This window comes from Bartonella bilalgolemi (genome assembly GCF_023500045.1).
Classification (GTDB): Bacteria; Pseudomonadota; Alphaproteobacteria; order Rhizobiales; family Rhizobiaceae; genus Bartonella; species Bartonella bilalgolemii.
Window position 1 is genome coordinate 89,598 of sequence record NZ_JAMCOF010000005.1, and the last position, 26,757, is coordinate 116,354.

Annotated in this window: 23 protein-coding genes and 2 pseudogenes; 12 read left to right on the forward strand and 13 right to left on the reverse strand. The window is 33.3% G+C overall.

Translation table 11 applies throughout. The features are described from left to right. Both M4Z11_RS04115 and M4Z11_RS04120 read right to left on the reverse strand, forming a co-directional pair. On the reverse strand, positions 1-836 hold an 836-nt coding region (locus M4Z11_RS04115), incomplete at its 3' end, for a BID domain-containing T4SS effector (RefSeq protein ID WP_249676641.1). A gap of 289 nt (positions 837-1,125) precedes the next feature. Next, entirely contained in the window at positions 1,126-2,796 is a 1,671-nt protein-coding gene (locus M4Z11_RS04120) for a BID domain-containing T4SS effector (RefSeq protein WP_249676643.1), read from the reverse strand. A 1,502-nt stretch (positions 2,797-4,298) separates the two neighbouring features. Here M4Z11_RS04120 and M4Z11_RS04125 point away from each other — a divergent pair. The 5 genes and pseudogenes from M4Z11_RS04125 to M4Z11_RS04145 all read left to right on the forward strand — a co-directional run. Next, positions 4,299-4,958 (forward strand): protein-L-isoaspartate(D-aspartate) O-methyltransferase, encoded by a 660-nt coding sequence (locus M4Z11_RS04125; protein WP_249676645.1) that lies wholly within the window; start codon positions 4,299-4,301, stop codon positions 4,956-4,958. A 163-nt stretch (positions 4,959-5,121) separates the two neighbouring features. Next, positions 5,122-6,327 carry a M23 family metallopeptidase gene (locus M4Z11_RS04130; RefSeq protein WP_249676647.1) on the forward strand — a complete coding sequence of 402 codons (1,206 nt, stop codon included), beginning with the start codon at positions 5,122-5,124 and terminating at the stop codon, positions 6,325-6,327. 1,554 nt (positions 6,328-7,881) lie between these two features. After that, a complete protein-coding gene (gene yajC / locus M4Z11_RS04135) occupies positions 7,882-8,340 on the forward strand; it encodes a preprotein translocase subunit YajC (protein WP_249676649.1) in 459 nt (152 codons plus the stop codon). A 430-nt stretch (positions 8,341-8,770) separates the two neighbouring features. Next, positions 8,771-9,157 carry an Mth938-like domain-containing protein gene (locus M4Z11_RS04140; RefSeq protein ID WP_249676651.1) on the forward strand — a complete coding sequence of 129 codons (387 nt, stop codon included), beginning with the start codon at positions 8,771-8,773 and terminating at the stop codon, positions 9,155-9,157. Positions 9,158-9,243: 86 nt separating this feature from the next. Next, positions 9,244-9,912: pseudogene (locus M4Z11_RS04145) on the forward strand (phage terminase large subunit); the annotation flags it as partial. 223 nt (positions 9,913-10,135) lie between these two features. On the opposite strand, the gene M4Z11_RS04150 reads toward M4Z11_RS04145, so the two are convergent. The 8 genes and pseudogenes from M4Z11_RS04150 to M4Z11_RS04190 all read right to left on the reverse strand — a co-directional run bounded on the left by M4Z11_RS04150 (position 10,136) and on the right by M4Z11_RS04190 (position 16,639). After that, entirely contained in the window at positions 10,136-10,744 is a 609-nt protein-coding gene (locus tag M4Z11_RS04150) for a DUF6282 family protein (RefSeq protein WP_283772507.1), read from the reverse strand. Then, a complete protein-coding gene (locus M4Z11_RS07370) occupies positions 10,728-10,919 on the reverse strand; it encodes a DUF6282 family protein (RefSeq protein ID WP_349628749.1) in 192 nt (63 codons plus the stop codon). Before M4Z11_RS07370 ends, M4Z11_RS04150 begins: the two co-directional genes overlap by 17 nt. Continuing rightward, the gene (locus M4Z11_RS04155; protein ID WP_249676653.1) at positions 10,916-11,185 is read right to left on the reverse strand and encodes an RraA family protein; all 270 of its coding nucleotides are present in this window, start codon (positions 11,183-11,185) and stop codon (positions 10,916-10,918) included. The genes M4Z11_RS07370 and M4Z11_RS04155 overlap by 4 nt, the downstream gene beginning before the upstream one ends. A gap of 24 nt (positions 11,186-11,209) precedes the next feature. After that, positions 11,210-11,593, reverse strand: a complete 384-nt coding sequence (locus tag M4Z11_RS04160; RefSeq protein WP_249676655.1) for an RraA family protein — start codon at positions 11,591-11,593, stop codon at positions 11,210-11,212. Continuing rightward, a pseudogene (locus M4Z11_RS07375) lies at positions 11,590-13,769 on the reverse strand (isocitrate/isopropylmalate family dehydrogenase). The gene M4Z11_RS04160 and the pseudogene M4Z11_RS07375 overlap by 4 nt, the downstream one beginning before the upstream one ends. Positions 13,770-13,803: 34 nt before the next feature. Then, on the reverse strand, positions 13,804-14,004 hold the full coding sequence (locus M4Z11_RS07420; protein ID WP_349628750.1) for a hypothetical protein: 201 nt from the start codon (positions 14,002-14,004) through the stop codon (positions 13,804-13,806). A gap of 476 nt (positions 14,005-14,480) precedes the next feature. Next, complete coding sequence (locus M4Z11_RS04185) at positions 14,481-15,152, reverse strand: hydroxymethylglutaryl-CoA lyase-like TIM-barrel protein (RefSeq protein WP_349628751.1); 672 nt, start codon at positions 15,150-15,152, stop codon at positions 14,481-14,483. A 296-nt stretch (positions 15,153-15,448) separates the two neighbouring features. Next, entirely contained in the window at positions 15,449-16,639 is a 1,191-nt protein-coding gene (locus tag M4Z11_RS04190) for a multidrug effflux MFS transporter (RefSeq protein ID WP_249676660.1), read from the reverse strand. A gap of 867 nt (positions 16,640-17,506) precedes the next feature. On the opposite strand from M4Z11_RS04190, the gene M4Z11_RS04195 reads away from it, so the two are divergent. The 6 genes from M4Z11_RS04195 to M4Z11_RS04225 all read left to right on the forward strand — a co-directional run bounded on the left by M4Z11_RS04195 (position 17,507) and on the right by M4Z11_RS04225 (position 20,497). Beyond that, on the forward strand, positions 17,507-17,677 hold the full coding sequence (locus M4Z11_RS04195; protein ID WP_249676663.1) for a hypothetical protein: 171 nt from the start codon (positions 17,507-17,509) through the stop codon (positions 17,675-17,677). Beyond that, positions 17,674-17,985 carry a hypothetical protein gene (locus M4Z11_RS04200; RefSeq protein WP_249676666.1) on the forward strand — a complete coding sequence of 104 codons (312 nt, stop codon included), beginning with the start codon at positions 17,674-17,676 and terminating at the stop codon, positions 17,983-17,985. The genes M4Z11_RS04195 and M4Z11_RS04200 overlap by 4 nt, the downstream gene beginning before the upstream one ends. After that, the gene (locus M4Z11_RS04205) at positions 17,978-18,253 is read left to right on the forward strand and encodes a hypothetical protein (protein ID WP_249676668.1); all 276 of its coding nucleotides are present in this window, start codon (positions 17,978-17,980) and stop codon (positions 18,251-18,253) included. Before M4Z11_RS04200 ends, M4Z11_RS04205 begins: the two co-directional genes overlap by 8 nt. Positions 18,254-18,946: 693 nt before the next feature. Then, entirely contained in the window at positions 18,947-19,105 is a 159-nt protein-coding gene (locus M4Z11_RS04210) for a hypothetical protein (protein WP_249676670.1), read from the forward strand. Further along, a complete protein-coding gene (locus M4Z11_RS04215; RefSeq protein WP_249676671.1) occupies positions 19,098-19,292 on the forward strand; it encodes a hypothetical protein in 195 nt (64 codons plus the stop codon). The genes M4Z11_RS04210 and M4Z11_RS04215 overlap by 8 nt, the downstream gene beginning before the upstream one ends. 344 nt (positions 19,293-19,636) lie before the next feature. After that, positions 19,637-20,497 carry a phytoene/squalene synthase family protein gene (locus M4Z11_RS04225; protein ID WP_249676676.1) on the forward strand — a complete coding sequence of 287 codons (861 nt, stop codon included), beginning with the start codon at positions 19,637-19,639 and terminating at the stop codon, positions 20,495-20,497. Between the two features lie 249 nt (positions 20,498-20,746). Here M4Z11_RS04225 and M4Z11_RS04230 read toward each other — a convergent pair whose 3' ends face one another. The 3 genes from M4Z11_RS04230 to M4Z11_RS04240 are packed head-to-tail and all read right to left on the reverse strand — an operon-like array spanning position 20,747 to position 23,518. Next, positions 20,747-21,718, reverse strand: a complete 972-nt coding sequence (locus M4Z11_RS04230; protein WP_249676677.1) for a WD40 repeat domain-containing protein — start codon at positions 21,716-21,718, stop codon at positions 20,747-20,749. Positions 21,719-21,728: 10 nt separating this feature from the next. Continuing rightward, the gene (locus tag M4Z11_RS04235) at positions 21,729-22,763 is read right to left on the reverse strand and encodes a CobW family GTP-binding protein (RefSeq protein ID WP_249676679.1); all 1,035 of its coding nucleotides are present in this window, start codon (positions 22,761-22,763) and stop codon (positions 21,729-21,731) included. A 14-nt stretch (positions 22,764-22,777) separates the two neighbouring features. Beyond that, positions 22,778-23,518 (reverse strand): creatininase family protein, encoded by a 741-nt coding sequence (locus M4Z11_RS04240; protein WP_249676680.1) that lies wholly within the window; start codon positions 23,516-23,518, stop codon positions 22,778-22,780. A 1,751-nt stretch (positions 23,519-25,269) separates the two neighbouring features. Between M4Z11_RS04240 and M4Z11_RS04245 the strand changes: the two genes are divergently transcribed. Further along, positions 25,270-26,757 (forward strand): autotransporter outer membrane beta-barrel domain-containing protein (locus M4Z11_RS04245; RefSeq protein ID WP_500861493.1); only part of this gene is annotated, 1,488 nt, incomplete at its 3' end.

Sequence of the window (26,757 nt, forward strand, 5' to 3'; positions counted from 1 at the left end):
TTTTCATAGATAGGATCTATTTTTTCTGAGGGAACAAGAAAACTTTCAGAATTTTGCGCTTGAGCTTCATATGGGTCATAACTTTCATAAATATTCTCATTTTTAGAAAATTTGCTTTCATTAATCATTTGAATCTCTAGTTGCATATTTTCCACTTGCTCTACAATATTTATAATTTCTTGTGCTTTATGTTCTGATATACCCACACTCTCAGCAAGCATTTCATAATTACGATTCTTAAGCATTTCACACTCGCTTGCTGAGAGACGATAAGTAATGTCATCTAAAAAATACGAAATTTCTGTGTAAAGTTCAGAAGTATCCTGCTGTTTTAAAATATTTTGCCGTATGTTACTTGGTTGATTAAGCAGATTCAGCACATTATCATTTAACATTTCAATTGGTTGTGCAAAGCGTTTTACTTTTTTTAAATAATTATTTGATATTTCATCTACGATTTGCACATATTCTATAATTGTGTCACTCAGTTTTAAAATATTTTTTTCAGCTTTTATACGGCCCAGAGTTTTTAGTCCAAATTTCTTAAAACCTGCAAGTTTACCAAAAAATTCAGGATTTTCTCTGATCAGTGCGGCAAATTCATGCACAGAATTGGGATTTTCGATAATAATCTGATCTATTTTCTTATCTAAAACCGTTTTGTCTCTAAACACAATCGCTGACAATTTTCTAATTTCACTTCTCTTGTTTTGAGAAAAAAAACTATCCATACTTTTTTCGATTTCATTGAATGATTTATCGAACAATACAGTAGATGTTGGTCGTGGAGGAATTAAAAAACTTTCAGATCTTTGTTTTTTCTTTACAAGAGCCATTGCATTAAAACCCTAAAATTAGAAAATACTTAATAATGATTACTTAATTTAATTATAATTATTTGAATTAATACTTTTCATAAATGTCTATCATAAACTTTATCGACTTTATATACGTGATATTTGTCTATTTTATATTTACAAACTATCCGCATTCAACAAAGTATATATAACTTTGCATATAAAAACCTTTTTCATCACATTTATATTAATGAAGTATTTTTTATTAATGTTTCCTTATTTTCTAAATACCCCCCCCCTAAGTATTAAAGAAAAACTTACAACAGTCCTAACCGGCTATAGCCATTCCTTGTTTGGGAAAAGGCTTTATTAAAGGCTTAACTAAATTAGCCGGATCTTGTACAAATTTAATCTGTTTAACGGTAACCACAATCTGTTTTGCTTTGTCTTCTGGAATACCAACACTTTCAGCAAGCGATTTATAATCATTATTATTAACCATTTTACGCTCACTTGCTGAAAGACGAGAATTAACTTGACTTAAAAATTGGGCTGCTTCTTTGTTGAGACTAACAACTTCAGGAATAGGAATTTTCCCACGCTCATTTGATGACATATTAAGAAAACGCTCCAAATTTTTGGTAGGTAAATGTACATCTTTTGCAACGCGGTATTGTTCTCTCCTATGCTCTTGAAGAATCTCCTCCTTAGAAGACTTTAGGCACTCTCCATATCTTTTAACTGCATCGCTAAGGGCTATAAGACTTTTTTCAGCTGTGTTACGTTTTGGACTTTTTATCCCATATGTTCCAAAACCCGCAAGCTTAGAAATAGATTTATAGGAGCATGCAATTTTATCAGCAAGCATTGTCGCTGAATTTGGATTCTCATGAACCCGCTCTAGGTAATTAGATAATTTCTCACGTTTTCCAAACACAAGTTTTGCTAAACGTTCAACTTCTAGCCTTTGCTTTTGAACAGAAGGACTCCATACAGCCATTTCTATAACTTTATAGCTTGTTAAATCAGGTATTTCTCGTCCTGGGATAAAAACATCGTCAAGATTGCTAAGCGCTTTAAAACTGATTGTATCTCCTAACTTTAATTTTCGGAATTTATCTCTTGGAATATCACATTTATTGCATACAATCACAGAATCCTTCGTTTTTATCACAATAGTGTCCAGTTGACGACTTTTATAGACACCTGTATAGATTTTTCCTGGGATTGGTGTTGTAACAATTCCCTGTGTAAGCTCTTCTATATCTGTAGAATTTGCTCCATTTAGGACTGTTTTCAAAGTCTTAATTTTTTGTGGATTAGAAGCATCTTCAAACATATGTTGCATAGATGCTAAATTGTCATTTGCTGCATTAACAATTGCATCTTCCATACGTTTTTGTGTCACAATTGAAAAATCAAGCTTCTGATCCTCAGCTTGAGAGATTTTATTCACAAATAACCGTTGTGTAATCCCATTGCCCTCTACGAAAGGACGTGCATGGTTAAGTAATGCATAGACAGTCGTTAGAGAATCAGCAAGTTTTTCTTCTGATTTTTCTTGTGAAGAATTTTTAGTCTTTCTTTGAGCAAGCTTTTCATTGAGCTCCTCTAAGCATTTTTTGATGTCACTATTAGATGCAAAAGGAGAATTTTGACTAGTCGTTGACATGTCAGCAATTGTACCATCTGACATTTTAATTGAAGCATCGCGTGTTTCTCCAGCCCAGTCAAATACTTTTTTAAACAAGCGTTTGTGAAGTTGTTTTAGATAAGAGTAATCAATTTTTTTTGGCACTGGTTCTTGATGCACATTAACAATCTCTTTTGTCACTTCATGAGCACACTTTACCTGAAAGAGCTCACGATCTTGTATCCCAAATTTATTTTTTAATATATTGTTATTTCCAGAACTAGAATTAGTATAGGTGTAATTACGACTTTGTTGCAGCAACAACTGTTCTGCTTTTTTTAAAGCTTCAGAGTCTCTTATCGACATGATTATTCCTTTACAATGTTATGTTTAAAAATATTAAATCACTTTGTAGTGAATAATCCCCCTTCGCGTATCTTTCAAAATCTCAACGTTTGACAAACAAAGAGTCCTCCTTTCTAATTATATGGACACTCAGTAGTTGAAATAACTACTTCAATTACATTTTATAACTTCTTCAATATGATAGAAATAAAACCAACATTTGAAGTTATTTCTATACAGCCTTTCTCATTTTTTAATCAGCTTTCTTAAAAACAGGAAACATGCTTTACTGTCTATGCCATTATTATAACCTTTAGAATTGAATACTTAATAATGAGCATTTTGTTCTTTTCATTCATAAAGGAAATATTGTCAAGTAGTCAAATTGTTTTTATTAAAAAATCTAATACTCTTATTTTTGTCAATTGGTCTATTACTGTTCAATAATTTTTTTGTCATCATGGATGTTATTTTAAGTATGATTAAGTGGAATATTGAAATTATAAAAATACAGAATACCTAGAAATTTGTTGATATCTGTAAGGAATATTCTATAAATTAATTGGATTTGCAGTATGAGATATTTATAAATAGAGTTAGAATTATTTAACAGAAGAAGTGAATTTTTTAATGATAAAAACTCTTCACAAGAGTTTTTAAATTGCAGTTTATAATATTTTTTCTATAAGTGATTTGTATTTTTTTAGCTTTTTGTTTCATTTTTGTTACTATTTTTTTTAATTTAATAAAGTTCATTTTGTTTGTAAAATGAAAGATCAATAATGCTTTAGAGTAAAAAGGTGTTTCTACAACTTATTTTGAGATTTCTTAAAATATGTGCTTATCACGAGCATACTAAATTTGAAGGCAATAAGGAGTGTATTTCGAAAGTTTTATTAAATTTTAATCTTAATGATTTTCCAAAAAAGTAGAAGTATGTATATGTCCAAACTTATTATGATTAATATGTATATGATACAGGCATTGTATAAAATCAAAAGATATAAATGCTTTATATAAATAGAGGAGGAATTTGAGGAGACTCAAATTTTAATTTTTATAATTTTATGTTTTTCTAAATCATATTCTTTGTTGTGATGAATAAACCTGGTTTTTAAATTAAGGTGAAATCTTCAAAAATTCAAATTACTTAACTTGTATAAACATGTTCAAACTACTGAATCTTTAGTAATTTTTAGCGTTATGATATAAGAGCACATTATAATGAGAGCTATTTTGCGCTTAATTGAATATTCATATACATCGTGGTATCTACGTTATTATTTGTTCCTTTCATCCTTGGTAGTTTTTATGAAGAACCGGGAATTCAAGTATGCACGAGCATGAGTCCTGGGAGGGAATTAAAAAAATAAAAGCAAACAATTAATTGATTTTATTGTATTCTTATTTATGAGAACTTGTTAGTGAATTAATGGTATTTATATGCAAGGTGTAATTGTTTATAAGGGGAGAACTCGTATATACAATTAAGATAGCCATTTTATTGGAGATCAAATGATATTATGGAGCAAAAAGGCATTTTACGATTTCGTGAAGAGCTAGCAAGTCTTGTGTTGAAAATGCGCAGTAGAGGCATTGATGATATAAATTTTTTTGCAGCATTAGAGAAAGTTCCACGCCAGCAATTTGTTTCTGTTTCTTGGCTTAATAGTGCTTATGATAATAAAATTATTCCGATTGAATGTGGCGAATATATTGAGCGTCTAGAGGAGCAGCTTTTGATTCTTTCCGCATTATCGTTGAAAAAGAAGCACCGTGTTTTAGAAATTGGTACGGGCTCTGGTTTTTGTACTGCCCTTATGGCTTGTCTTAGTGATCGTGTAACAACAGTTGATCGTTATAAAACACTTATTGATTTAGCACGACAAAGGTTTCAGCATTTAGGGATTGAGAACATTACTATAAGGCAGATCGATGGAAGTCGGGGCATTACAGGCTTGGGATCATTTGATCGTATTCTCATTTGGCCATCATGTTCGAATGAACCAAAAGAATGCTTAGAACTTCTAGCGGGAAATGGAATTCTTATTCAAGCTATTGGACCAGATGAAGGGATACAAAAAGTGATGCGTTATACAAAGATTGGTAGCCAGTTTGAACGCTCAGAAATGTTTCAAGTGCGTTATCAACCCTTCATAGAAAATATTGCAGAAGTTTTGTAATTGTGAATTTAAGATATTGCTAAATATTTTGCCTATTCTACATAACGACAAAACATTTTAATTTTATTATGGAAGTATTTATGGATATTTTAAAAATTTTAACTCTTAGGTAAGATTAGAAAGCTTTAATAGAATAATTTAATATTAGCTAGTGAGCAAAACTATGCATTTAAGGGTTTTGGGCAGCATTTTAAAGTGCATTTTTCTGAAAGTTGCTCTTTTGATGGTGACATTAATAGCTGCTAGTTGTAGTTCCAATACGCAGCGTTTTTCTGGTGGTTCTTATAATGATATCACTTCTACCCAGTCAACTACATTCATGACTATGACTGATGATCCGCGAATGTTATCACAAAATGTTAAAATACAAAGTAGTGAATTGCCACCTGTAGAATCGAGCGGTATTTCAGAAGCTAGTTACAATTCTCCATATAATAATTCTTCGAGACAAGAGGAAGTTTTTTATTCTGATAAGAACAAGCAGTTTTTTCCTGATGGGCAGGTTATGGGGATACCACCTAAAAATCTTGGAACTCTTCCTTATTCACAGGCTAATATTTTTCCTGTTTTAAAGAGGAATTCTTATATTGTGCAGAGTGGGGATACATTATTAAGTATTGCGCAGCAGTTGGGTGTCAGTGTTGATACGTTAAGGTTAGCTAATGGTATAAACGGTAATTCTATTTATATTGGTCAGTCGTTGATTATTCCAAATCAAAGTACAAAGATGGCTTCAAATGTTCAAAATAGTATTTCGGATACATCAAAAAAGGTATCCTCATCTCAGTCTAAGACTGTATCCTCTATGAAACAAAGCAAAGCTCCTACATCTGTGCATCAGAATTCTGTAAAGATTATGCCTGAGGTTAAAAATGATACGTTAAGCATTGAGAAAAGTGCTCCTACACAAGTAACAATACATAAGTCTATAAATGATACATCAGATCAAATTACTGATCCAAATGATACTATAACTCCACAATTGACCGGTATTTCTAAGATGCGATGGCCTGTGCGAGGACGTTTGTTGAGTCACTTTGGCAAAAAAAAAGGAACTGCAGTTAATCGAGGAATAGATATCATGGTTCCTGAAGGATCATCAGTAAAAGCTGCAGAAAATGGTGTTGTTATTTATGCTAGTGATGGGTTGAAAGAGCTTGGTAACGTTGTCATGATTCGGCATGAAAACAATATTATTACTATTTATGGGCATAATAGTAAGCTTATTGTTAATAGAGGGCAAAAGGTACGGCGTGGTGATGAAATTGCAAAGTCCGGTTTTTCAGGGGATGCCAAAACACCGCGTGTTTATTTTGAAGTGCGTAAGAATTCTCTTCCTGTTGATCCCGCTGAATATTTAGAAAATTAAACCGGTTGCCATTTTATCTTTTCGCTATAAAACTTCGTACTTTAGATTAGAGATATAAGTCCCTATAGCACTTTACTCATCAGACAAATAATCTTAAGAGGCTTAATATATTATTGTGAGGAGGTTCTTTCGTTTAAACGTAGGAAATATTCAGGGTAGGGTTCGCTCGCAAGGCCTATGAAATGGCCGCGTAAGCGATCAGCAGTAGGAAAATGTCGGACGAAGTTTATCTGTTTCAAGATAGGCGCTCGTGAGAATTCTCGTCTTTTAGAATAGGGAAGAGGTCAATTTAGATAATTCAAAATTATGTTAATTCATCTACTGTAGTTCCAAATATAAGTTTCCTTGTAATGTTCTCTAAGTTCTTATGTGATTAGCTTAAATAGCATTTCAATTGTCAAGTGGTATCGGTTGTCGAGGGTAATTATTCATTTAATAGTGAGATAAGAGAGTTATTTCGAGTTGTTTTATTATTGCTGGTCGTTGGGAAGGGAAGCTATTCTAATCTGATTGATTCTGTTTTAAATGAATGGTGAAGACATTTGATAATATTCTGTTCGAGTTTTACAATTGACAAAAAATACGAATTTACTTTATGCTCTCGTGAGATCTTTCATAAATATTTTTTAAATTATCAATTTTCATAAAAGTATGAAAAACTATTGCATTAAAAGTTCTACTGTGAACCACAGTAGGAGCAACTGATTGAATAAATGGCTCATAAGTACACCTCCGCAGCTTACTATTCCAATAACAAAAAAAGCTGTGAACCATGATTTTAAAAATATGACAATAAAAGAGATGATACAAGAGATAATGAAAAAATGAATAATAAATGCTTGTTTCAAGAGAAAAAAATTGAAGACAATTGAAAAAGTAGCCCATATTCCGATACTACACATAACAAAAGCTAAGGGAGTACTTATTGTTATTGTTTTTGAAAGTAACACTAATTTCATTTTCATATAGATGGTATTCCTTTTATTGATGGCCAATTTGTAAATCCTTTAACTGTAGATGATTCATATAGATTGTATCAACATATAGTATTTTTATATTGACAGTGTTTCAAAAATCGTGTCTAAAAACCTCACACTACTGTTTGTATTATAAAATTCTGGTTTATAGTTCTCGAAAGTTTTTGCTTTCGGGTTTTTTTTTGGGGGGGAAGGGGAGATAAATAAGGATCTTATTATCTAAGAGAATACAAATTCTATATTTTTTAATAGAATGAATAGTGTCCTTCCCAATGTTTAGCTGGAATGTTGAAGAAGAACACAAATTAAGAGTACTCTTTCTTAAAGAACTCTATTTAAAAACAATTATGAAAGTCAGTAAAAATATACAAAAAATGAAATGATTGCTGTATTTTGAATAATAAGTTCTTAAGTATTCTACTACTTAATTTAGAGAAAAGCTGATATTTACATGATATATAGAAAAACGAAATAAAATCTGTTTTTTAAATTTTTGTTCATTGGGTTCTTCTTCTGAGGCAAAAATTTATTTTAATAAAGTGAGAGATACTTGAAGTTTAATCTATAGGAGATAAAAATGTTGGTTACTAACGCTTACGCTCAGGCTATAAGTGATACTTCGAATGGAACATCATTTATTACCTTTGTCCCTTTCATTTTAATTTTTGCAATTATGTATTTTTTGATCATTCGTCCACAGCGCGCGCAAATGAAAAAGAGGCAGGAAATGCTTAATGCTGTGCGTCGTGGGGATACAGTTGTAACGGGTGGAGGTGTTCTTGGTAAGGTTACAAAAGTTTATGATGAAAGTGGTGAGTTAGAAGTTGAAATTAGCGAAGGTATACGTATTCGTGTTATTCGTTCAACATTGGCCGATGTTCGCGTTAAAGGCGAACCACTATCGGAAGAAAAATCAAAACCTAGCGCTAAGATAAAAGCATCAAAAACTTCTGAAAATAAGGCTGAAATGAAGAAAAATGTTTCTTCTACTAAAGTAAAAAAATTAATACAAAAGAAAAATAAACCAAAAATATAGTTATTTTATATGATTATTTGAAGAGTTACTTTTATGGACACGTAATGGCTTTTTGTATAAGGGCCATTATATTTTATAAGTAGATTGATAATTAATAAATCGCATTGGATTTCTGTTTATTTTTATAGAAATTATTTTATTACTCAGTGTGCTTGCTGTGTATAATTAAGTTTTTTGAAGAAAACAGATTGGAATGTTTTTCTCTGTCTATGATATAGGTATTCGTTACATTTTATTGCAAATTTTTTGATATTATTTGCAATACTGCTTAGGACACTATTCTCTTTTTTATTGTGGTAATTTTGTTATTAAAGATTTTACGCATCTTTGATAATGTGTTATAATCTGCGCTGGTTAGTTTTTATTATTTCCTCTTACTAATTTAGGAGAGAAAATGCAATTGGGTTTCCAAAAATGAAGGATGCCTATTATGTCATATGCAATTCAAATTCGTGAAGCACATTTTCCAGGACGAGCGCCTATTGATGCTTATGGGAATGGGGGGTTTCGTTTCGCAGATATGTCTCATAAAGGTTCTATTATTTGTTTACCATCAGGTATTTATGGTATTGACATGGCGGAGCCTCTTCCTACACAGGATAATATTTCTCGTATTTTAGAAGAAGCAAATGACATTGAGATTTTATTGATAGGTACTGGACTCGAATTGTTGAGTTTACCCGAAAAATTGCGGTGTCTTTTATGGGAAAAGCATATTTCGACAGATACAATGAATACGGGAGCTGCAGTACGTACATTTAATGTTTTATTGGCTGAAGATCGTTCAGTTGCTGCGTTATTATTTGCGATAGATTGATATATTATTTAATAAAATCAATTTTTTAATTAAAAAATGAGAGAGTTGTGTGGTTATTGATTCTATTTAAGATTGTACCAAAGCTTATGCTGATTTTTCAGAGGATGCTTTAGTAAAAGCAGCATAAAGGTGGATGGGGTTCTTGCAAAACAAGATCCTTTGCCTGGATGGCTGCTTTAAAAGGCTATTAATTTGGCATAGGGGTAATATCGGCACTATCCTTTGTGCGCGTCAATTTCAAAATTCACTTGCTGAGAGTTCATTGGAGGAAATTAAGCGTGCTATTGAATCCCATGACTTTTAAAAGGATTATTATAAGGTTGTAGAGGCTTCGATTAGGTTGAAGGATAGCCGTATAGCCTTTCAGTTTTCAGGACTAGACCGGAATATAGCCAGTATCAAATCGATGGATAGACTTTTTCTTTGTTGGGTTGATGAGGCAAACCGGTAACTGAGAAGGCCTGGCAGAACCTTATACTGACTTTACGTGAAGAAGGTGAGGGATGGCGTGCAGAGCTATGGGGAACAGAATTATGAGTGGTATAGACTCCCTTAAGAGACAATGCACTGGTTGAAAGGCGCTTTCGCTTTTCAGACAATAAAGTCATTAAGCGTGTTGAGATCAATTAGCCAGACAATTCGAAGTTTCCACAGATATTGAATGAGGCACGACTTGATGATCTTAGGAAACGTTCGGAGCTTTATAAGCATATCTGGGAAGGTGACTATTTAAGGCCGTTCAGGGAGCTTATTATTAAAGGGAGATGTTAGCTATAGTTTACTGCACTTTATCATTTCGTAAATTTGTATTATTATAATCTTTTTGAAATTTTTATAATTATTGAATTAAATCTCATTACAGTATAGGTCTTATTCACTAACCAGTTGGTGACAGCATTTTTAAAGGATTATCAAGCGTTATTGTTTGCACTTTGGAAAGAGAGAGATTTGCTTCCTGAAACCAATTTGCACTGTCTTTTAGCCATGTTGGAATATCAGTTCCCCCAATTGTCCAAGATCTGAACTGTAAATCACATTATTAATTTTAGATAACACGTAAAGCATGTCCTCTTTTGTTTGGTATCCTAAATAAAAAGTTAGAGCGCATTGTTCTATATAAAGCCAATCATGTTCTCCCAATGCTTGTAATTGGGCAGCAGAAAAACCTGTCATCGGATTAGCTGGTTGATTTAAAAGGAGCGTACAGTTCTCTTTTTTCGCTACTGCATCTAATAAACGTAAAGTTGCATTTTTAGAAGCATGTCCTGAAGAGAGAACAATCTCATTGTCAGCAGCGAAAGCTATGAGCTCATAAATCTCTAATCTTAGGTGCCCTTTATCACAGGTGATAGCTGTTAGTTGTTGAGCAAGAAAAGCGGCATAATCATTAGAAAAATTTCGTTTGAGCCAGCTACGATGAGATGTTGGCACAATGGTAGGCAAATGTACAAGTAATTTGGGTTGTGAAGCAAACTTATAGTGCGCTAAAGCACGTTTAACCGAAAGTATATTTAAACCACCTGAGGCGTAATTAAGAACAATAGAGCCAAAAAACAGGTAAATTTTGTTCTTATAAAGCTGTGGCAAGTGTAGCTGTACTGCCTAAATGATTTTTTAAAATAACTCCACCTTTGTGTTTAGCATAAATTTGTGCTGTTTCATAAGCAGAATAGGTTCTATTAAATAAATCTGGACGTGCGTGATAATGAATATCTAAAAAATTTAATTTCTTACGCCAGAATTGTGTAAAATATTTACTCACAATTTTTCCTTCCAAGGTGCTTCATAGCCTTCTTGTATCCTTATATTTTCAAGCCGTTTTCCATCCTTGAGTGCAGCCAAAATATGTGCTTCTGTTTTATCAACATTTTCAACACGTTTAATAATTTCAGATAACTTTGAGTTAGGAAGAATTAATACACCATTATCGTCAGCAAAAACCCAATCTTCGGGAATAATTTTTATTCCCTCAATTATTAAAGACACTTGCACAGCTCGTACGCGTGTACGATTTTTACCAGAAATCATATAAATGTTTGTTGTAAAGAGAAGCTAATGTAGAGCTCTAATTTCAGCAATAGCACGAGCAGAACCATGAATAATAGTTCCTACAATTTTTTGTTGTAGTGCCTTATGAGTCAAAATATTTCCCCAACTGGTACAATCTAATCGTCCATTGTTATCAATCACTATAATAGATCTCGCAGGTACATCATCAATATAATTACCAGCATTCGCAAATTGCTGATTTTGAGGCGTAAATTTTTCATATTGTACTGTAAACACAGGTCCAGCTATTTTTATATTGTTTAGGCGTGGTTTAATATTAGGTAAAGCCGCTTGTAAATATAAACTATCTAGAGCATCAGAAATAGCTGCTGTATCTAATGCTAATAATCGTTTTTTGAGTATTTCTATATTCTCATTAGGAATCATTTACTATTCTTCTGATATAAATATCTTTTTAAAATTAACCAAGCCGCGTATTCTGGTAAAACCACTTCTAAAAGCGGTCGTGTATAAGGAAAAGTTATACAATCATCACCATAGCCTTTTATTCGTACAGTAATTGTAGCATGTCCGAGGTTTTCCTTTTGCTTTTTTAATATTTCTAAGGAAGGTGATAAGTTAACTTCAGCCTCAATCTGTGGAACATTGCTTGTACTCTTTTCTATGGACTGAAAATATTTTAAAAGTAGTGGATCATTTGCTGACCAATGAACTTCTACATGCATCGCTAACTGTTCACGAGCGGTAGTTATCTCTGCGCCAACCAGATATGAACAAAAATGACTTTCAAATTTTTCAATTAAATGTTGCGCTAAAGGGACTGAGGACTGACCAATTAATTGTACCAGAACATAAGGACTTTTCCATAAGAAATGTCGTTCAAATGGTTCATTGACGAAATGACAATCAACCCAATTCGCAATTGTACTTTCATCAATTCCAATCAAAGTCCACACATATTGAGGACGCGATACAGGAGAATACTCCTTCTCATTATGATTTAAATAGTCTTCTAAAAGCATAAGAGCTTGTGTAGGCGGACCAGGCAAAACAATAAGAGAACTTCTATCACAGGAAAGGTAAAAACCAGGTGCTGTTCCAGTAGGATTATCAAACACTTTTGCTGTTTCAGGAAACAAAGCTTGACGTGCATTATAGTATCTGGAACAATATCTAATTGTTGCAGTTGACCTTTTATTTTTTGCCAAACATTTTCATGATGAACTAAAGGTTTCTTCACAGCTTGAGCAATGGCATCACGTGTTTTATCATCAGATGTTGGTCCCAGTCCTCCACTGATAATTATGAGATCTTCTTGTCTAAGACAAGAAATTACAGTTTTACTTATTTGCTGTAATTGATCAGCGCAAACAAAATGACGGGTTACTTGAATATTTTTTCTTTCCAAACTTTGACTCAAATTCTGCAAATTCGTATTCAAATATTGTCCTGAAAGGAGTTCATCACCAACAGTAATAATTGCTGCATGACAAACAGAAATAGGGTTTACAAGATAATTAAGAACAGCTTTAGCAATCTGATGAGTAGTAGCTAAACCTCCCAAATCATAGGTGACGGTTTTTCCAGCACGAATAACTTGATCAATGCTTTCAGATAGTTGTTGTGCTGCCTCTTGAAAGCCTAAATGCTCCAAAAGTAAAGCTGTAGTATAAAGCATGGCAGAAGGATTGGCTTTATTCTGTCCAGCAATACGTGGAGCGCTTCCATGAACAGGTTCAAAATAAAAAAGCAGTCTTATTGCCTACATTTGCGCTAGGAGCAAGCCCTAATCCCCCCCATTACTCCAGCAGCAAGATCGGAGAGAATATCGCCAAACATATTTTCAGCAACAATCACACCAAAATATTCTGGTTTTGTTACAATCCATAAAGCAACCGCATCAACATTGTGAATGTTTGCTTCGATTTCTGGATAATTTTGAGTAATATTTTCAAAAATTTCCTGAGTAAATTGTCCACTTTCTCGCATAACATTTGGCTTATCAGCAAAAGTAACTCGCTTAAAACCATATTTCTGTGCATAAGAAAAAGCATATTTAAATAGCCACTTTAAACCAAAACGTGTTTGTAAACGTACCGTCCATGCTGCTTCATTAAGACTATATCTTTCTAAATTAGGATGTTTTAACCATGCAGCTTTTTCAGGAGTTATTCTGCGAAAATCTAATCCTGCATAAAGACCTTCACTATTCTCCCTAATAACACAAAAATGAAAAGGCTTTCTCGGACCAACAATATATCTTACAGGACGTATATTCGCAAAAAGACCTAACTTTTGACGAAGCTGAATAACAGGCGAAACGTATACAGGTTTTTTTCTCTTTTAAATGCGGTGCAAGCTCTTTCAAGGCGGCTTCTTTTCCTTTACTAGTGATGGCTCCAAGTAAAACAGCATCACTTTCGGCAATTTTTTCCCAAGTTGTTTTCGGAACAGGATCTTCTTCTTGTTTCCAGCATTCCTAACCAATATCTCCATAGGTTAATTTGATCGGTAGCTGAAGTTGCTCTAAAATCATCATTGCAGTATCACAGACTTCTGCACCTACCCCATCACCAGGTAATACAAGAACTTTCTTTTTCATAATTTATTGATCCATTGATTAACGATTGTATATGTCACAAAAAATTATCATCCCATGGACGCGTAGCAGCACCAGGGATAATCTTATATTCATGATTGAGGTTGTAACTTCGTGTTTGATTGTCTATGGTTGCAAGTTGTGATTTCTCACCAACTAAAGATAAAAACTTTCCACCATATTTAACAATCTCATGCCTTGCATCCATTTCTAAAAGGAGTCGAAATCCTCTTTGCATACGTTCAATAGCTATTCTTTTTGGTTAGCAGGAATTTCCATCTGAATTCTTTTTTTAATTGATCCAACAGGCTGCACAAGAGCATCTAATATTTCCAAAGCTTGTGATAAACACCATCTTCCAGTACAGTAAGAATATATCCAAGTCGTTTTTGCAAAAGAGCATCTGGATAACCAGGTGCACTCACAGCGAGAACAGCTTGTATATTTGGAAGTTATGCTACCAACATTTGTATTAATGTCCCAGCCATAGCAAATCCTACAAGTATAAAAGGCTCCCGAAAACGATCCTTGAATTCTGCCGTAAGTGAAGGAATAACTACTGCCGTAGAGCTACTAGAAAAAAGAGATAACGTATCTAATAGTGTAACCTTAAATTTTTTTCTAAAAATAGGTTTTTAAGTGGAGAACAAAAAGCTCCTTTGTTCCAGACTGGCATTACAGGCGCAAGAATAACACTATGTAAGCTCATATTATTTAGATCTCCTGAGCTTTTTGTTTTAAGGCTTGAATAGTAACTAGTGCCTCTTCTATACCTAAAGAAATTTTAGTCTCTATCAAAGATTGGTATTCAAAGCTTAAATTACTGAGGGCTAAAAGAAAATCAAAAGTGCTTCGATACACAGGTGAAGAAAAGGAATAGCTTTTTAGATTTTCTGTCTGTTGCAAAATTTTACCTATATTATAATATGCTTTCTTTTTATGAAAATTTAAAAGCGTTAACCATGACTCTAAAGTGAGATTTCCTGTTCCTTTACCCATCCCTATTAATGAACTATTAATAAAACTTGCACCTGATTCTACAGCTGTTATGCTGTTTGTCATAGCTATACCTAAGTTATCGTGCACATGAAAACCAATCTCTAAAGGTGAAATATCTTTTATTTTTTGTACGAGTTGGGTGACATTCTCGGGTAAGAGGCTTCCATTAGAATCTGCTAAATATAAAATGTGCGCTCCACAATTAACCGCTTCTATTGCTATATTACGTAAATAGTTTTCATCTACTTTACTCACTCTCGTAATATTGATACTGGTAGATATCCCTAAAGAACGAGCATAGCGGCAAAGTACAAATGTAAACTCAATGTCATTTTTATTTAGACATAATCGTAAAAGTGTAATGCCAAAAGTCTTTAACTCAAGAATATCTGATTGATATTATGTGGATGTGCAATAATAACAAGTTTAGCATCAGGGACAGCATTGCGTAATGCTTGAGTATAATCATTAGAGCACAATCCCGTTTGGCCTATGTTATCTATAGGCTTAAATGAATCTTTACGATAACCAATTTCAATATATTCAATTTGAGCTTCTGTTAGATTTTTAACATGGTTAATGATATAATTTAGTTAAAAAGAAAATTGATTTCTATAACTTCCATCTCGTAAAGTAACATCAAGCTTTTTAAGCATAATTCCTCCCTTAATTGATTATATAATTTACTTCAAAGTTATAAAATAATTTGCTTTTCGACTATAAATTACAAAACCAACTATGCAACATGTAGCCAATACAATGGCAAAACCCCATGGATTATGTCCAGATATTGTTCCGATAATTACTGCACTGAATGCAGCACTACCTAATTGTAATGCTCCCATAACTCCAGATGCTGCTCCAGCAGCTTGTGGATGTGATGAAATGGCCAATGCTGTTCCTAATGGCAACAAAAAACCATTGCCAAAAGTAAGAATAGAAATGGCTATTAAACTTGTTAGAAGCGGCCACGGACTTACATACATTTGTATAGCAAATAATATACCGCCCATAACAAAAGTAACATATCCACGCCGAATAGTGCGTTCCATAGACTCTCGCTTAAGAAAGCTTCGCGCTATCAAATTACCCAAGATATAGGTTAAAGAAACGCCAATGTAGCTATAACCAATGTGTAAAGTTGATAAACCTAAGTTTGTAAGGAAAAAAGGAGATTCTACGATATAAGCAAAGTAGGTTGCATACGCAAAACATGGAATCAATGCGTAAAAAATAAATTGTTTATTTCTAAGGACTCCTAAACTGCTCTTAATAATTCCCACAGAAGTAAAAGATTGACGTTTTGTAAGAGGGAGAGTTTCTATTAATACAAAGTGACAGAGGAAAATGGATAAAAGTATAAAAAGGCTTAAAAAGATAAAAATGGATTGCCAATTAAAAAATTGTAATAAAAGCTGGCCAATTAATGGTGCAAGTGCTGGTGATGTTCCAACAAAAGGGAAAATAACCAAATAAAATTTTCCTGCGGTTTCTTTATCCATTAAATCATTAATAATAGCGCGACTTAAAACAATCCCTGCACAGGCTCCAAGACCTTGTAAAAAGCGTAGTGTTAAAAAGGCTTGAATATTGACTGTATAAATTATACCTAATGTCGCAAACAGCCATAAAAACAAGCCAAACAGAAGTGTTTTTTTACGCCCAAAATTATCACTAAGAGGTCCATAAATGAGTTGTCCAACAGCTAATGCAGATAAAAAAATTGCCACTGCATATTGAATTCTAGATTCTGTGACTTGGTAGTATTGACGCATATTTCCAAGTGCTGGCAAGAAAATATCAGTAGAAATTAAACCACCTACTGATAAAAATATTATCATTACCATAAACAATAGTGTAGGTTTATAATACATATCTCCTCTCCCTTTAATTCGATAAGTATAATAAATATAATTAGATATTATTCAATTATAATTATAATATTTATTATACTTTATCAAAAAAATATGTGTATATTTTATAAGCCTATGTTTTTTACTACAATTTTTACAAATATAGATTTTTTAGAGCTTTAGGTTTTTATATTTGTAAAAACTTGCATATAAGCATTTAATTAAAATGAGCAAGAGTAGAGGTCCTAGAAGAGAAGCAATAAAATTAAAATATTTTTCATAGCAATAAGAAAGGCAGTTATAATAACAGAAATGAAATCTAATTAAGCACAGGAAAGCACTACTCATGCGAACATTAGTGGGCGGAGTGAGAATTTTAGCATGAACAGCTAAGGGTAATCGAGTGAAGAAAAAATACTGTGTTTGTTTATAAATATGTTAACAGGAAAATGACAAAAAATAAAAATTGTAATTTTAGCAGGAGCAACTCTATAAAGTAAGAACGACGAACTCATCTGATTCCGATACCCATAAGGTCAGTCTTTCTTCAAAAGGTGAGACAGAAATATTTCCTATTAATGCAACTGTTATTTATACCATAAAATCATGAAATCTTCGAATGCTGAATAATTCATATGCTATGATGATATTGTTGAGGCGTTGCAAATCCGTGTTTTTTATATCAGTAATAGAATGATTTATGCATCATTAATAAGATCACTGTTCTTATCAAAATGGTGTTCAGCGTGATCTTTTAAGTGCTTTGATAGAGTATTAAAAATGACAGATGAATTCCTAGAAACTCTGAAAAAATTATTGATGAATTGCGCTTGCAGGGTCTCCCTTCCATAGAATCTTACCAATGAATTTATTAAGGAATTGAATGCCATGCCTATTCCCCATCATACGCACGCATTTACGATTGAACCAGCAACAAAAGAAGAATTCAAAAAAGGCTTTTTAAACAGTAAGGCGCTTTGCTCCTATTTCAGTGGAGAGCTCAGCGGCTTATTCGGTGGAATATTTTGCAACAGCGGCTCAAGGAAAAAAGACGGATGATACCGTTTCCAAGAGAGATATTGGGGCACTTGCTTACAAAGATTAAAGCCACAATTTATGAGATTAAAACAAATGCATTTCCGAGTGAAGAGATTCACTTATCGGAAGTTAGTTGGGTAAAACTGTCTTTTTTAGAGATTGGTGATATGAAGGTTTCTACGTATGATTCTGACAATTTGCAGTCAAACGCATTTTCTATAGAAAGCATGATTGAAGGTTATACAAAAAATCCTGAGCGAAGAAGAAAGGTTGAAGTTACAATGGTTGAGTCCTCTCGGACCAATCCTAAAAAAATGGCCTATGGATGATAATGGCGTTCATTATCCTATTTCATCTGTCGAGCTGAAAAATACCATCCGTTGCTTTTCGTTATCCAAGTCTCTTGTGATGTCAAAGTTAGTCTATGATCCTCAAAAAGTCGCAAAAGATGCTTTTTATATCGACAATATGCGAGAGAGAGACAAGCATTTTCTATTAACAGCTGAAAAGCACATACAAATTGCAAAGATGTATGATATACAAAGGGCATCGACGATGCAAAAGAAACAGCAGCGCATAGTGCACAAGCTGGCATGAATAGTGTGCAAGAGATAGCTAATTAAGCGCAAAAGACAGCTGATAAGTGCAAGAAAAAAGTTTATTTCATTCAAGCTCTTGAAAAACAAGATTGGACTAATGGTATAAAAACAGAGAATATACTTATTAATCTTCTTGCTTCGGTTCAGGTAAATAGAAGAAACAGCAACAGTGACAGCAATGGAAGCTATCATTGTAATAAAAAGAGAAAACCGATTGAAATTTTTATGACAGAAAGCGATGATATCCCTTGGCTAGAAGCTGTCACTGATGAGACAGAATTTTAGATGTGGGGTTGGGGTAGTACCAATGCTGGAGTTAGCAGTTCTGTTGGCAAGGATGGCACTGGTGGCTGTTGTACATACGTAAGAACAAGGAAAAGTTCTTGGTGAGAATTCAGTGCAAATTGGAAAAGGAGAGATAGCTGATGGTGATTATGGTGGCAGAGAAACAAAAGTTGACCAATTTATGATAGCTTTTGATTGAGTCTCAATTCAATCTTATCAAAAAGGTGGATTTAACGGTGAAAATACTGAACTTTGTCATGGTGATAATAGTTTTCTTGGCGGTAACTGGGGGTAGTGGAGATGGTACTGTATTGATTAAAGTTTATTTATAGAATGGAATTGAACGATGGCATGAAAAATCACTGAAAATTGTCTCAATTATTTGAAGAAATGGGAGGGCTTACAGTTGCGTTCCACAGGGATTTTAAAAGCAGAAATTCTTGCTCTTGTTATAGCTTCTTTTTTGGGACTTGGGGAATTGTTAGTAGGGAATGGTCTTATGCAATGGGCTTTAGCAACGATTATGGTTTTTGCGTCCTGTCTGAGGTTAGTGTTTATTGCATAGCGGTTTTAACCGCTTTTTTGTAGCCGTAGTTAGGGGTTTTCGTTTGGGGAAGAAGACTGAACGGCAAAAACAAACAGAGACCATTGTCAAGAGAGCAATAACACTGCTGGAAATAGAAAATGAAGTTAATAAGAAAAGTGATGCCGATGTGCGTGCTGCTTTTTCTGAGTGGGTGCGTCATAAATGAATACGCTTCTTGTATTGGTTGGTCTCCAATATATTTGGAGAGAAACGACATTACGGTTATCAGTCCAAATTTGGCAAGGCAAATCTTAAAGCACAACAAACAAGGTGTTCACGTCTGTGGGTGGAAAGGTGCACAAAAGATCGAATCACAAAGGGAAAAACCTCAATGCTTTTGATACTTGACATAAACCCAAAATCATCTTGAAAATAAGTTTTGATTTTTAGTGCCTTATAAAGGAAAGTATGAAATCCTATTTCCTCATATTTATTTTAGAATTCCTAACTTTAAAATATAATAAAACAATATCTTAAGCACGATAAGAAAGTATTAATAGGTGCAGTAGAATGACAAATTTTCTTCCTTATTCTCTTGATATTTTACGTAATACAGATCGTGATCGTTATATATCAGTTTTATTTGCACCCAAACAAAAACGCCGAGCATTAGCCGCTCTTTACGCTTTTAATGCAGAGGTTGCTCGTATTCGCGAAAGTGTGCGTGATCCTCTTATTGGTGAGATACGATTACGTTGGTGGCGCGATTCTATTGCTAATGATGAAGAACAAAATATTGAGAGTAATCCGATTTTAAATGATTTATTAAAAACAATTACTTTGTTTAAGTTATCCAAAACAGCTTTTTTACACTATTGTGATGCGCGTATTTTTGATCTTTACAATAATCCAATAATAACTATTCACGATCTTGAAACTTATTGTAGTAAAACAGCAAGTACAATATTGCAGCTGTCTTGTCAGATATTAGATTTTGATATGGAACCAAATTTTACAGATGCTTGTAAATATGGGGGAATAGCTCAAGCATTAAGTGGTATATTACGTCTTTTGCCATTGATGCAATCACGATATCAATGTTATTTTCCTAATGATATGTTAGAGGCTTTGGGGATAAGTCGGGAAGAGCTAGATTCTGATTGCATTAATGATGAACAAAAACAGCGGATCATTGAGGCTATGGTAGCGTTATCGCGAGATTACTATTTTAAGTTTTATGGCCATTCTGTTATTTTGCCTAAAACTCTTAAACCAGCATTTCTCCCACTCGCAGTTACGCCGGCATCTTTGCAAAAAATAGTACAGTTGGGAGCGAAAGTTTTTCAGGAAAATGCAACTTCATTATTGCTTCATCGCTATTGGTTAATAACAAAAACAGCGATTAGTGGTAATTTTCCGCAATTATTTTAATAATAATTTTGAGCTATTTAGCATTTTAAATATATTTTAAGTTAATTTCGTGTGAATATAGTTACTCGTGATTGTATTAAATAATGGAAGAGGAGCTATTGTTTATATTCAATTATTTTCTAATATAATCTTTGATAGTAATTTTGTGTATCAGCAATCAGTGGATTACAGTGGTCTTGTCTAGAGCAGATATTGCGGGGAAGAAGATGATCAATTTTAAAGCATAAGAGATAATTTATTGTTATATTTTTAAGTGGTCATATTTATTATGCCGCATTCACCATTTTCACTGCCAAAGGCAAGGTAATGACCTGTTTTATCCCAACTGAGCGCTGAAATAGCGCTCTTGCTACAAAGTTTAAGAAATATTTCTTTTCCATCACTAAAATGTACACACGAAATTATTCCATCATTAAAGCCTATAGCTACAATTTCTTTGCTTGGATGACATGAAACTACACTAACAAGTGCATTTGTTCGTATACCAAGTTCTAACGGTGCTTTACCTATTGGACCATCTTTCGTATGAAAAGGCCAAATGATTGCAGCTGATGCACCTGATGTTGCTAACCATTTTCCTTTTGTGCTCCAAGACCAGCTTTTAACTTTGCTTGGATAGCCACTCATACGTAAATGTTGTTTGTCTGCAAGACGCCAACCATGCAAGGCATTCTCTTGCATTGTGGAGATTACATAATGGTTATCTGGTGAGAAAATAACATCACAGTGTGCTCCCTTCCATTCTAATGTGGTTGGTACTGTTTGAGTCAACAACCAATGAAGAGTAACACCATTATAGTGGGCAACTGCAAGCCGTAATCCCTTTGGAGCGAAAGCTAAACCTTCTACACTGTATTTGTGGCAAAACTCTTGTAAACCTTTACCAATATTAGCTAGCATAAGACGGGAAGATGCAAAAGCAAATATATTATGTGGGCCGAAAGAAACACTGTTTATCCATTTACCTTTTTGTATGCCTAATATTTCTATGCGACCATTTGCTGTTGTTTTACATACTTTCCCATCTTCTCCACCTGTTATAATAGCTGTCTTATCAGGAGAAAAGTAGCTTGAAATTATGCCTTTATGCACTTCAATGATTTGTGGACTTTGTTGAAGAAAAACAATCAAACCTTCTACTGAAACAAAAGCTGGTTTATCGTTAATAAAACCACAAGATAAACAATAACTTTTGAGATTATAAGGGATAATACTTGGCATTTTGACTCGCTTATATGCAATTTTCAAAATCAGTTTTTAATTTTTCAGCATCGAGAGAACGACCAATAAAAACAAGTCGGCTTTCACGTTTTTCATTTTGATGCCACGGGCGTTGATGCTGTCCTTCAAGAAGCATATGTATACCTTGGATAACATAACGATTATCATCCCCGTGAAACGCGATAATACCTTTTAAGCGTAAAATATTAGGACCTTGTTCTTGGGTAACTTCTTGAAGCCATGAGAAAAATTTTTCTTGTTGAAGAGCGCCTGTTTTTAAACTTATAGAGGTTATCGTAACATCGTGTATAAGAGATTTATGGTTGTGCCTATGATGATGTTCATGATTACATTCGGGACTACACACATGATCGGGATTTTCATGATTAAGAAAGTGAGGATCATTTTCTAGAACTCGTTGTAAGTCAAATGAACCGCGATTAAGAATTTTATTAAGAGGAATGTTTGCACGTTCTGTTGCATAAATAATGGCATTGGAATTAATGGCATAAATAAGCGCTTCAATGTGTGCTCGTTCTTCTGCACTGACAAGATCGATTTTATTGAGCAAAATTATATCGGCGAAGGCGATTTGATCTTCTGCTTCAGGGCTTTCTTTCAGTTGAAGTGGTAGATGTTTTGCATCAATTAATGTAATAACACTGTCAAGGGCTGTTTTTTCACGTACATTATCGTCCATAAAAAAAGTTTGTGCCACTGGAGTAGGGTCAGCAATTCCTGTTGTTTCTATAATAATAGCATCAAATCGGTTAGAACGTTGCATTAGACTTTCCAAAACGCGGATAAGGTCGCCACGCACTGTACAGCAAACACAACCATTATTCATTTCATAAATTTCTTCTTCTGATTCAACAATCAGATCATTGTCGATACCAATTTCACCAAATTCATTGACAATAATTGCGTAACGTTTGTTATGATTTTCATTTAAAATACGATTGAGAAGAGTAGTTTTTCCCGATCCAAGATATCCTGTTAGGACTGTAACAGGAATTTTGAGGGGCGAATTGTGTATTTTTTCCATAATTATATCTTTCATTATAATGAATCTATTTTAAATTTCTTGATATCATCAAGTAAAGCGCGAAGCTCGCCGAGAACATGGGAAAAGATTGCTTCGCCTGCTTGTGCTGTTGCTTGGCTTGCATTTCCGGCTGCTCCTTTCTCATTAAGATCATGCATCATCCATCCAAAAGCATGAGGTCCGTAGGCTCGTAAATATCGATAATTTTGAATCATCTCAGCTTGCTTATTATGAAAATTTTCTGTTTTCTCCATATGTACTTTTTCTGGTGCTAAATATAGCATTAAAGAGGTTTCAATAAATCCACCATGGATGTCAAGATGTGCCTGAGATGGTTCCATTAAGCCTTCTGGTAAACCGAAACGACTCCAACTTGTAGCCACTGCAAGCATTGCAAAACGTCTTCTTAATTCTGTAATAACGATGTTCATTAAAGGTGCATTACCTCCATGAGCATTGAGGATAAGAAAACGCCTGATGCCTTTATGATAACAATTTTCACCAATGTGGATCCAGCGTTCTATAGCCTTAGAAAAAGTCAATGTTTGTGTTCCAATAACATCCATATGTTCTACTGAATAGCCAATTTTTTCAACTGGTAAGAGTGTAATTTGAAATTGCTCTTTTGTTGCCAAGGTAAGTGCTTTTGCAAAAGATTCAGCAATAATCCAGTCTGTTTCAAAGGGAAGGTGATTGCCATGATATTCATGTGCCCCCAGAGGTAAAAGGGCGAGGATAGGGATATCGGATACCATAAAACTCATTGCCAAAAAAGAAGTGAATAGATTCACATGATACAATATGATGTAAGTAATTTTCTGCAACTTTAGTCCATATATAGAATAAACGCAAATATAGAGTGTTTTTTGTATCGAAATATGTATGAAGTAAAATCAAAACTTTATTTGAAGTGGTGTTATGAATTATTTAGATGACCTCATTATTTTTAGAGTAATTAATTCTAATGAGTATCAAATGTTCTGGATATAATTATGTTTCTAAAATTAATGCGTATTTATATATTTGAAAGACAGAAATTTCTTTGTATCTTACAAAAATTGATTATTTTTTGTTTAAATAATGAAGATGACTTTATAATCAAGATAAAAAAGCTAAAAAGTAGAATGAAGCACAAGTGGAATTGATTAATTTAAAAGATAGTTTTTGTAGTTATTAAATAATGTAGTTATTGTTTATATTTATACTTTATAATTAAGATAAGAAAAACTATATAAGATATTGAAAAATAAAATTTATCTGATAATTTTTGTTAAAAGGTGAGATTTGTATTGTGAAAGTTGAGGTTGATTAACTTACGTTTAAAAGTGCTGCTATTTTTGGTAGAATTACAGTAAATTTTCATTTGAAAATAGCTCAATATGGATTTTGGTAACAAGAAAACGTCTTATAAATATGCACTTTATTCTTATAGTTTAAAATTTATCTAAAATGAACAGATGGTGCACAAAGATTGTTAGGAAATAATAAGAAAGGAGAAAATAGATCTAATAAGGATGTTTGGAATTATCGTTTTCAGAGTGAATATATTTTTCTACATATTATTAGTAATTATGAGAAAATGAGAAGACAAGTTTTTTCATATTTATTTATAGTCGGAAGTATTGCTATGCTTCAAATCTATCTTTTCTTTGAATATGGGGATGAAGCTAATTCTACCTGTAATGCTGTAATGACAGATATTGTATTAAATACGTTAGAGAATGATACATAATTTGTATATCATATCCTTTGCGAGACTGGGAACTTGTGACAAATTACTTCTTGAATCTTAGGATATGAAAAAAGCCAAGACAGTACTTTTAAAAGTGATCAGGAATAATGCATGCCATCCTGTAGTATGCACTTTTATATAAATGAATTTTTTCTTATGATTTGTTTAAGAGGAATATGCAGTTTAAAGGGGTGATAAAAAGCAATATTAAAAGGTAACTTTGTGAGTGCTTCTTTAATGAGAATAAATTTTATGTTAATCTGTGATGATTTTATTTTTGAAACGCAGTTGTAGGTTATTTATTAGCCTCTTGGTTACCGTTTAACAAAAGCTTTTACAATGATCAAAGAGGTGCGTGCTGTTTCTTTTTATAGAAAACTTCATTATGCACAATACACGTAGTTACGAAACAAAATGGGTTGTACATTTTAGGATGCGTTCTAGTTGAGAGATTTCGTTTCAATAATAGAAATATTTTTAGATATTTGGTCCAATGATCTATCAATATAGTATTTCATAGTAAGCTGATATATCAGCATAAATTTACTAAAGCACGATTCTCTAGGGAGAGAGCTTTGGGTGGAGTGTTTTGTTAATTCTAATTTACTTATCTGATAAATCTTTTGTGCGATTTTGCTTGTTGTAGATTTGTTTTTATCTTTACATAAAACACAAAATGTATTAAACTGTATAGGATTTACTTAGCTTTGTATTTCTCATTTTAAGTGGGTGCTTTCCATATTTAAATGCAGGGGAGAAAGTGTGAAATGAATTATGATCAAAGTATTTAATAGTTATTTATTCTTTACAGCAGCTATTTTTTGTTTTTTTCAAGATAATGTGAAATCAAAACCCAATCAATCATCTGAGTGTGATGAAAATAAGGTAGGTCCTACGTCAATTTATAAATGTAGTAATGGTGAGGAAAAAATAATCAACAATAAGAATTTTCAGACAATAATAGCAGAGGGAAAAGGTGTAGATATTAATGGGACAAATATAACTCTTGGTGGTGTAGATAAAATGCCTAAAAAGGCTGAGAAGATTGAAAATAATATATATGGTGTCGATGTATTAAAAGAAGGAAAAGTCGTTTTAACGCACTCGGTTGTGAGTAATACACATGTAGCTCTTAATGTGAGCAATGGAATAATTGCAATGTATAATGGTGCAATTAAAGAAAGCAACATAGCTGTTCAGGCATTGGGGAGGCCAACGAATGTTATTTTAATCAATCCACAGATTGAGACGAAAGAGGGGAAAGCAAGTCTTGTGAGTATGGGAGGGGCAAGTGTTGAAATTAAAAATGGTGGGGTAATTAATTTTACAAACAGTAATGCGGTTTATGCGGCGTTGGCAGGGAAAGTTACTTTCGATGGTACACATATTACCGGAACAGGTGCGACAAAAGAACAAAAAAATCACGCTGTTTTTTATATAGATCATGGTGGTGATCTTGATTTTAAGAATGGAAATATTAACGTTATTGGTGCTTATGGCCTATTAATGGACAATACGGTTGCTACTTCTAATTCCATTTCTGTGAACTCATTGAGTGAAAATTTACAAAGCTATACAAGCAATATTAACATGACGAAAGCCAATATAGAAGGAACAACTATTGAGATAAAAGGAGATGAATTCTATGGTATATATTTTAAAGGAGAGAATGTAGCAGGCAATACAATAGAGGCAGAAGACAATGCAATAGGTGTAGTCAAAGAGGGGAAGAAAAATTTAGATATTGCAGACATTAAATTTGCGATGCGACTTGTTAATTTAAAAAATACGAAACTGACTGTTGCAGGAGGTACAGCTATTTATAGTACCGGTACTGCAGGAGGTAATATTAGCTTATTCAATAGTTCTATTAGTGCTGATCATTTATTATTAATGGCTGAAAAGAAATCCTCTTTACTTGTTTTAGCTGATAATTCTTTACTGACAGGGGGTAGCTATGTTGATGGTAGCTCTACTGCTGAACTTTATTTAAGCGGTAATTCTGTATGGTTTTTGACACAAAGAAAACAGAAAAATTTTCGAGATTTAGATTTAAACAATTTGTATATTTCAGTACTCGGTCTTGATAACAGTTCCGTTAATTTTAAAAGATTAAAGTCTAATGAAGCCTATAATTATAAAACACTTCGCATTGGGGATGGAGAAGGCAATGTTTATATTGCGAAGAATAATGCGCAAATTTATTTAAACACAAGTTTGAACCCTGATGGTTCGCTTGATAGTCAGAAAACTGATAGAGTT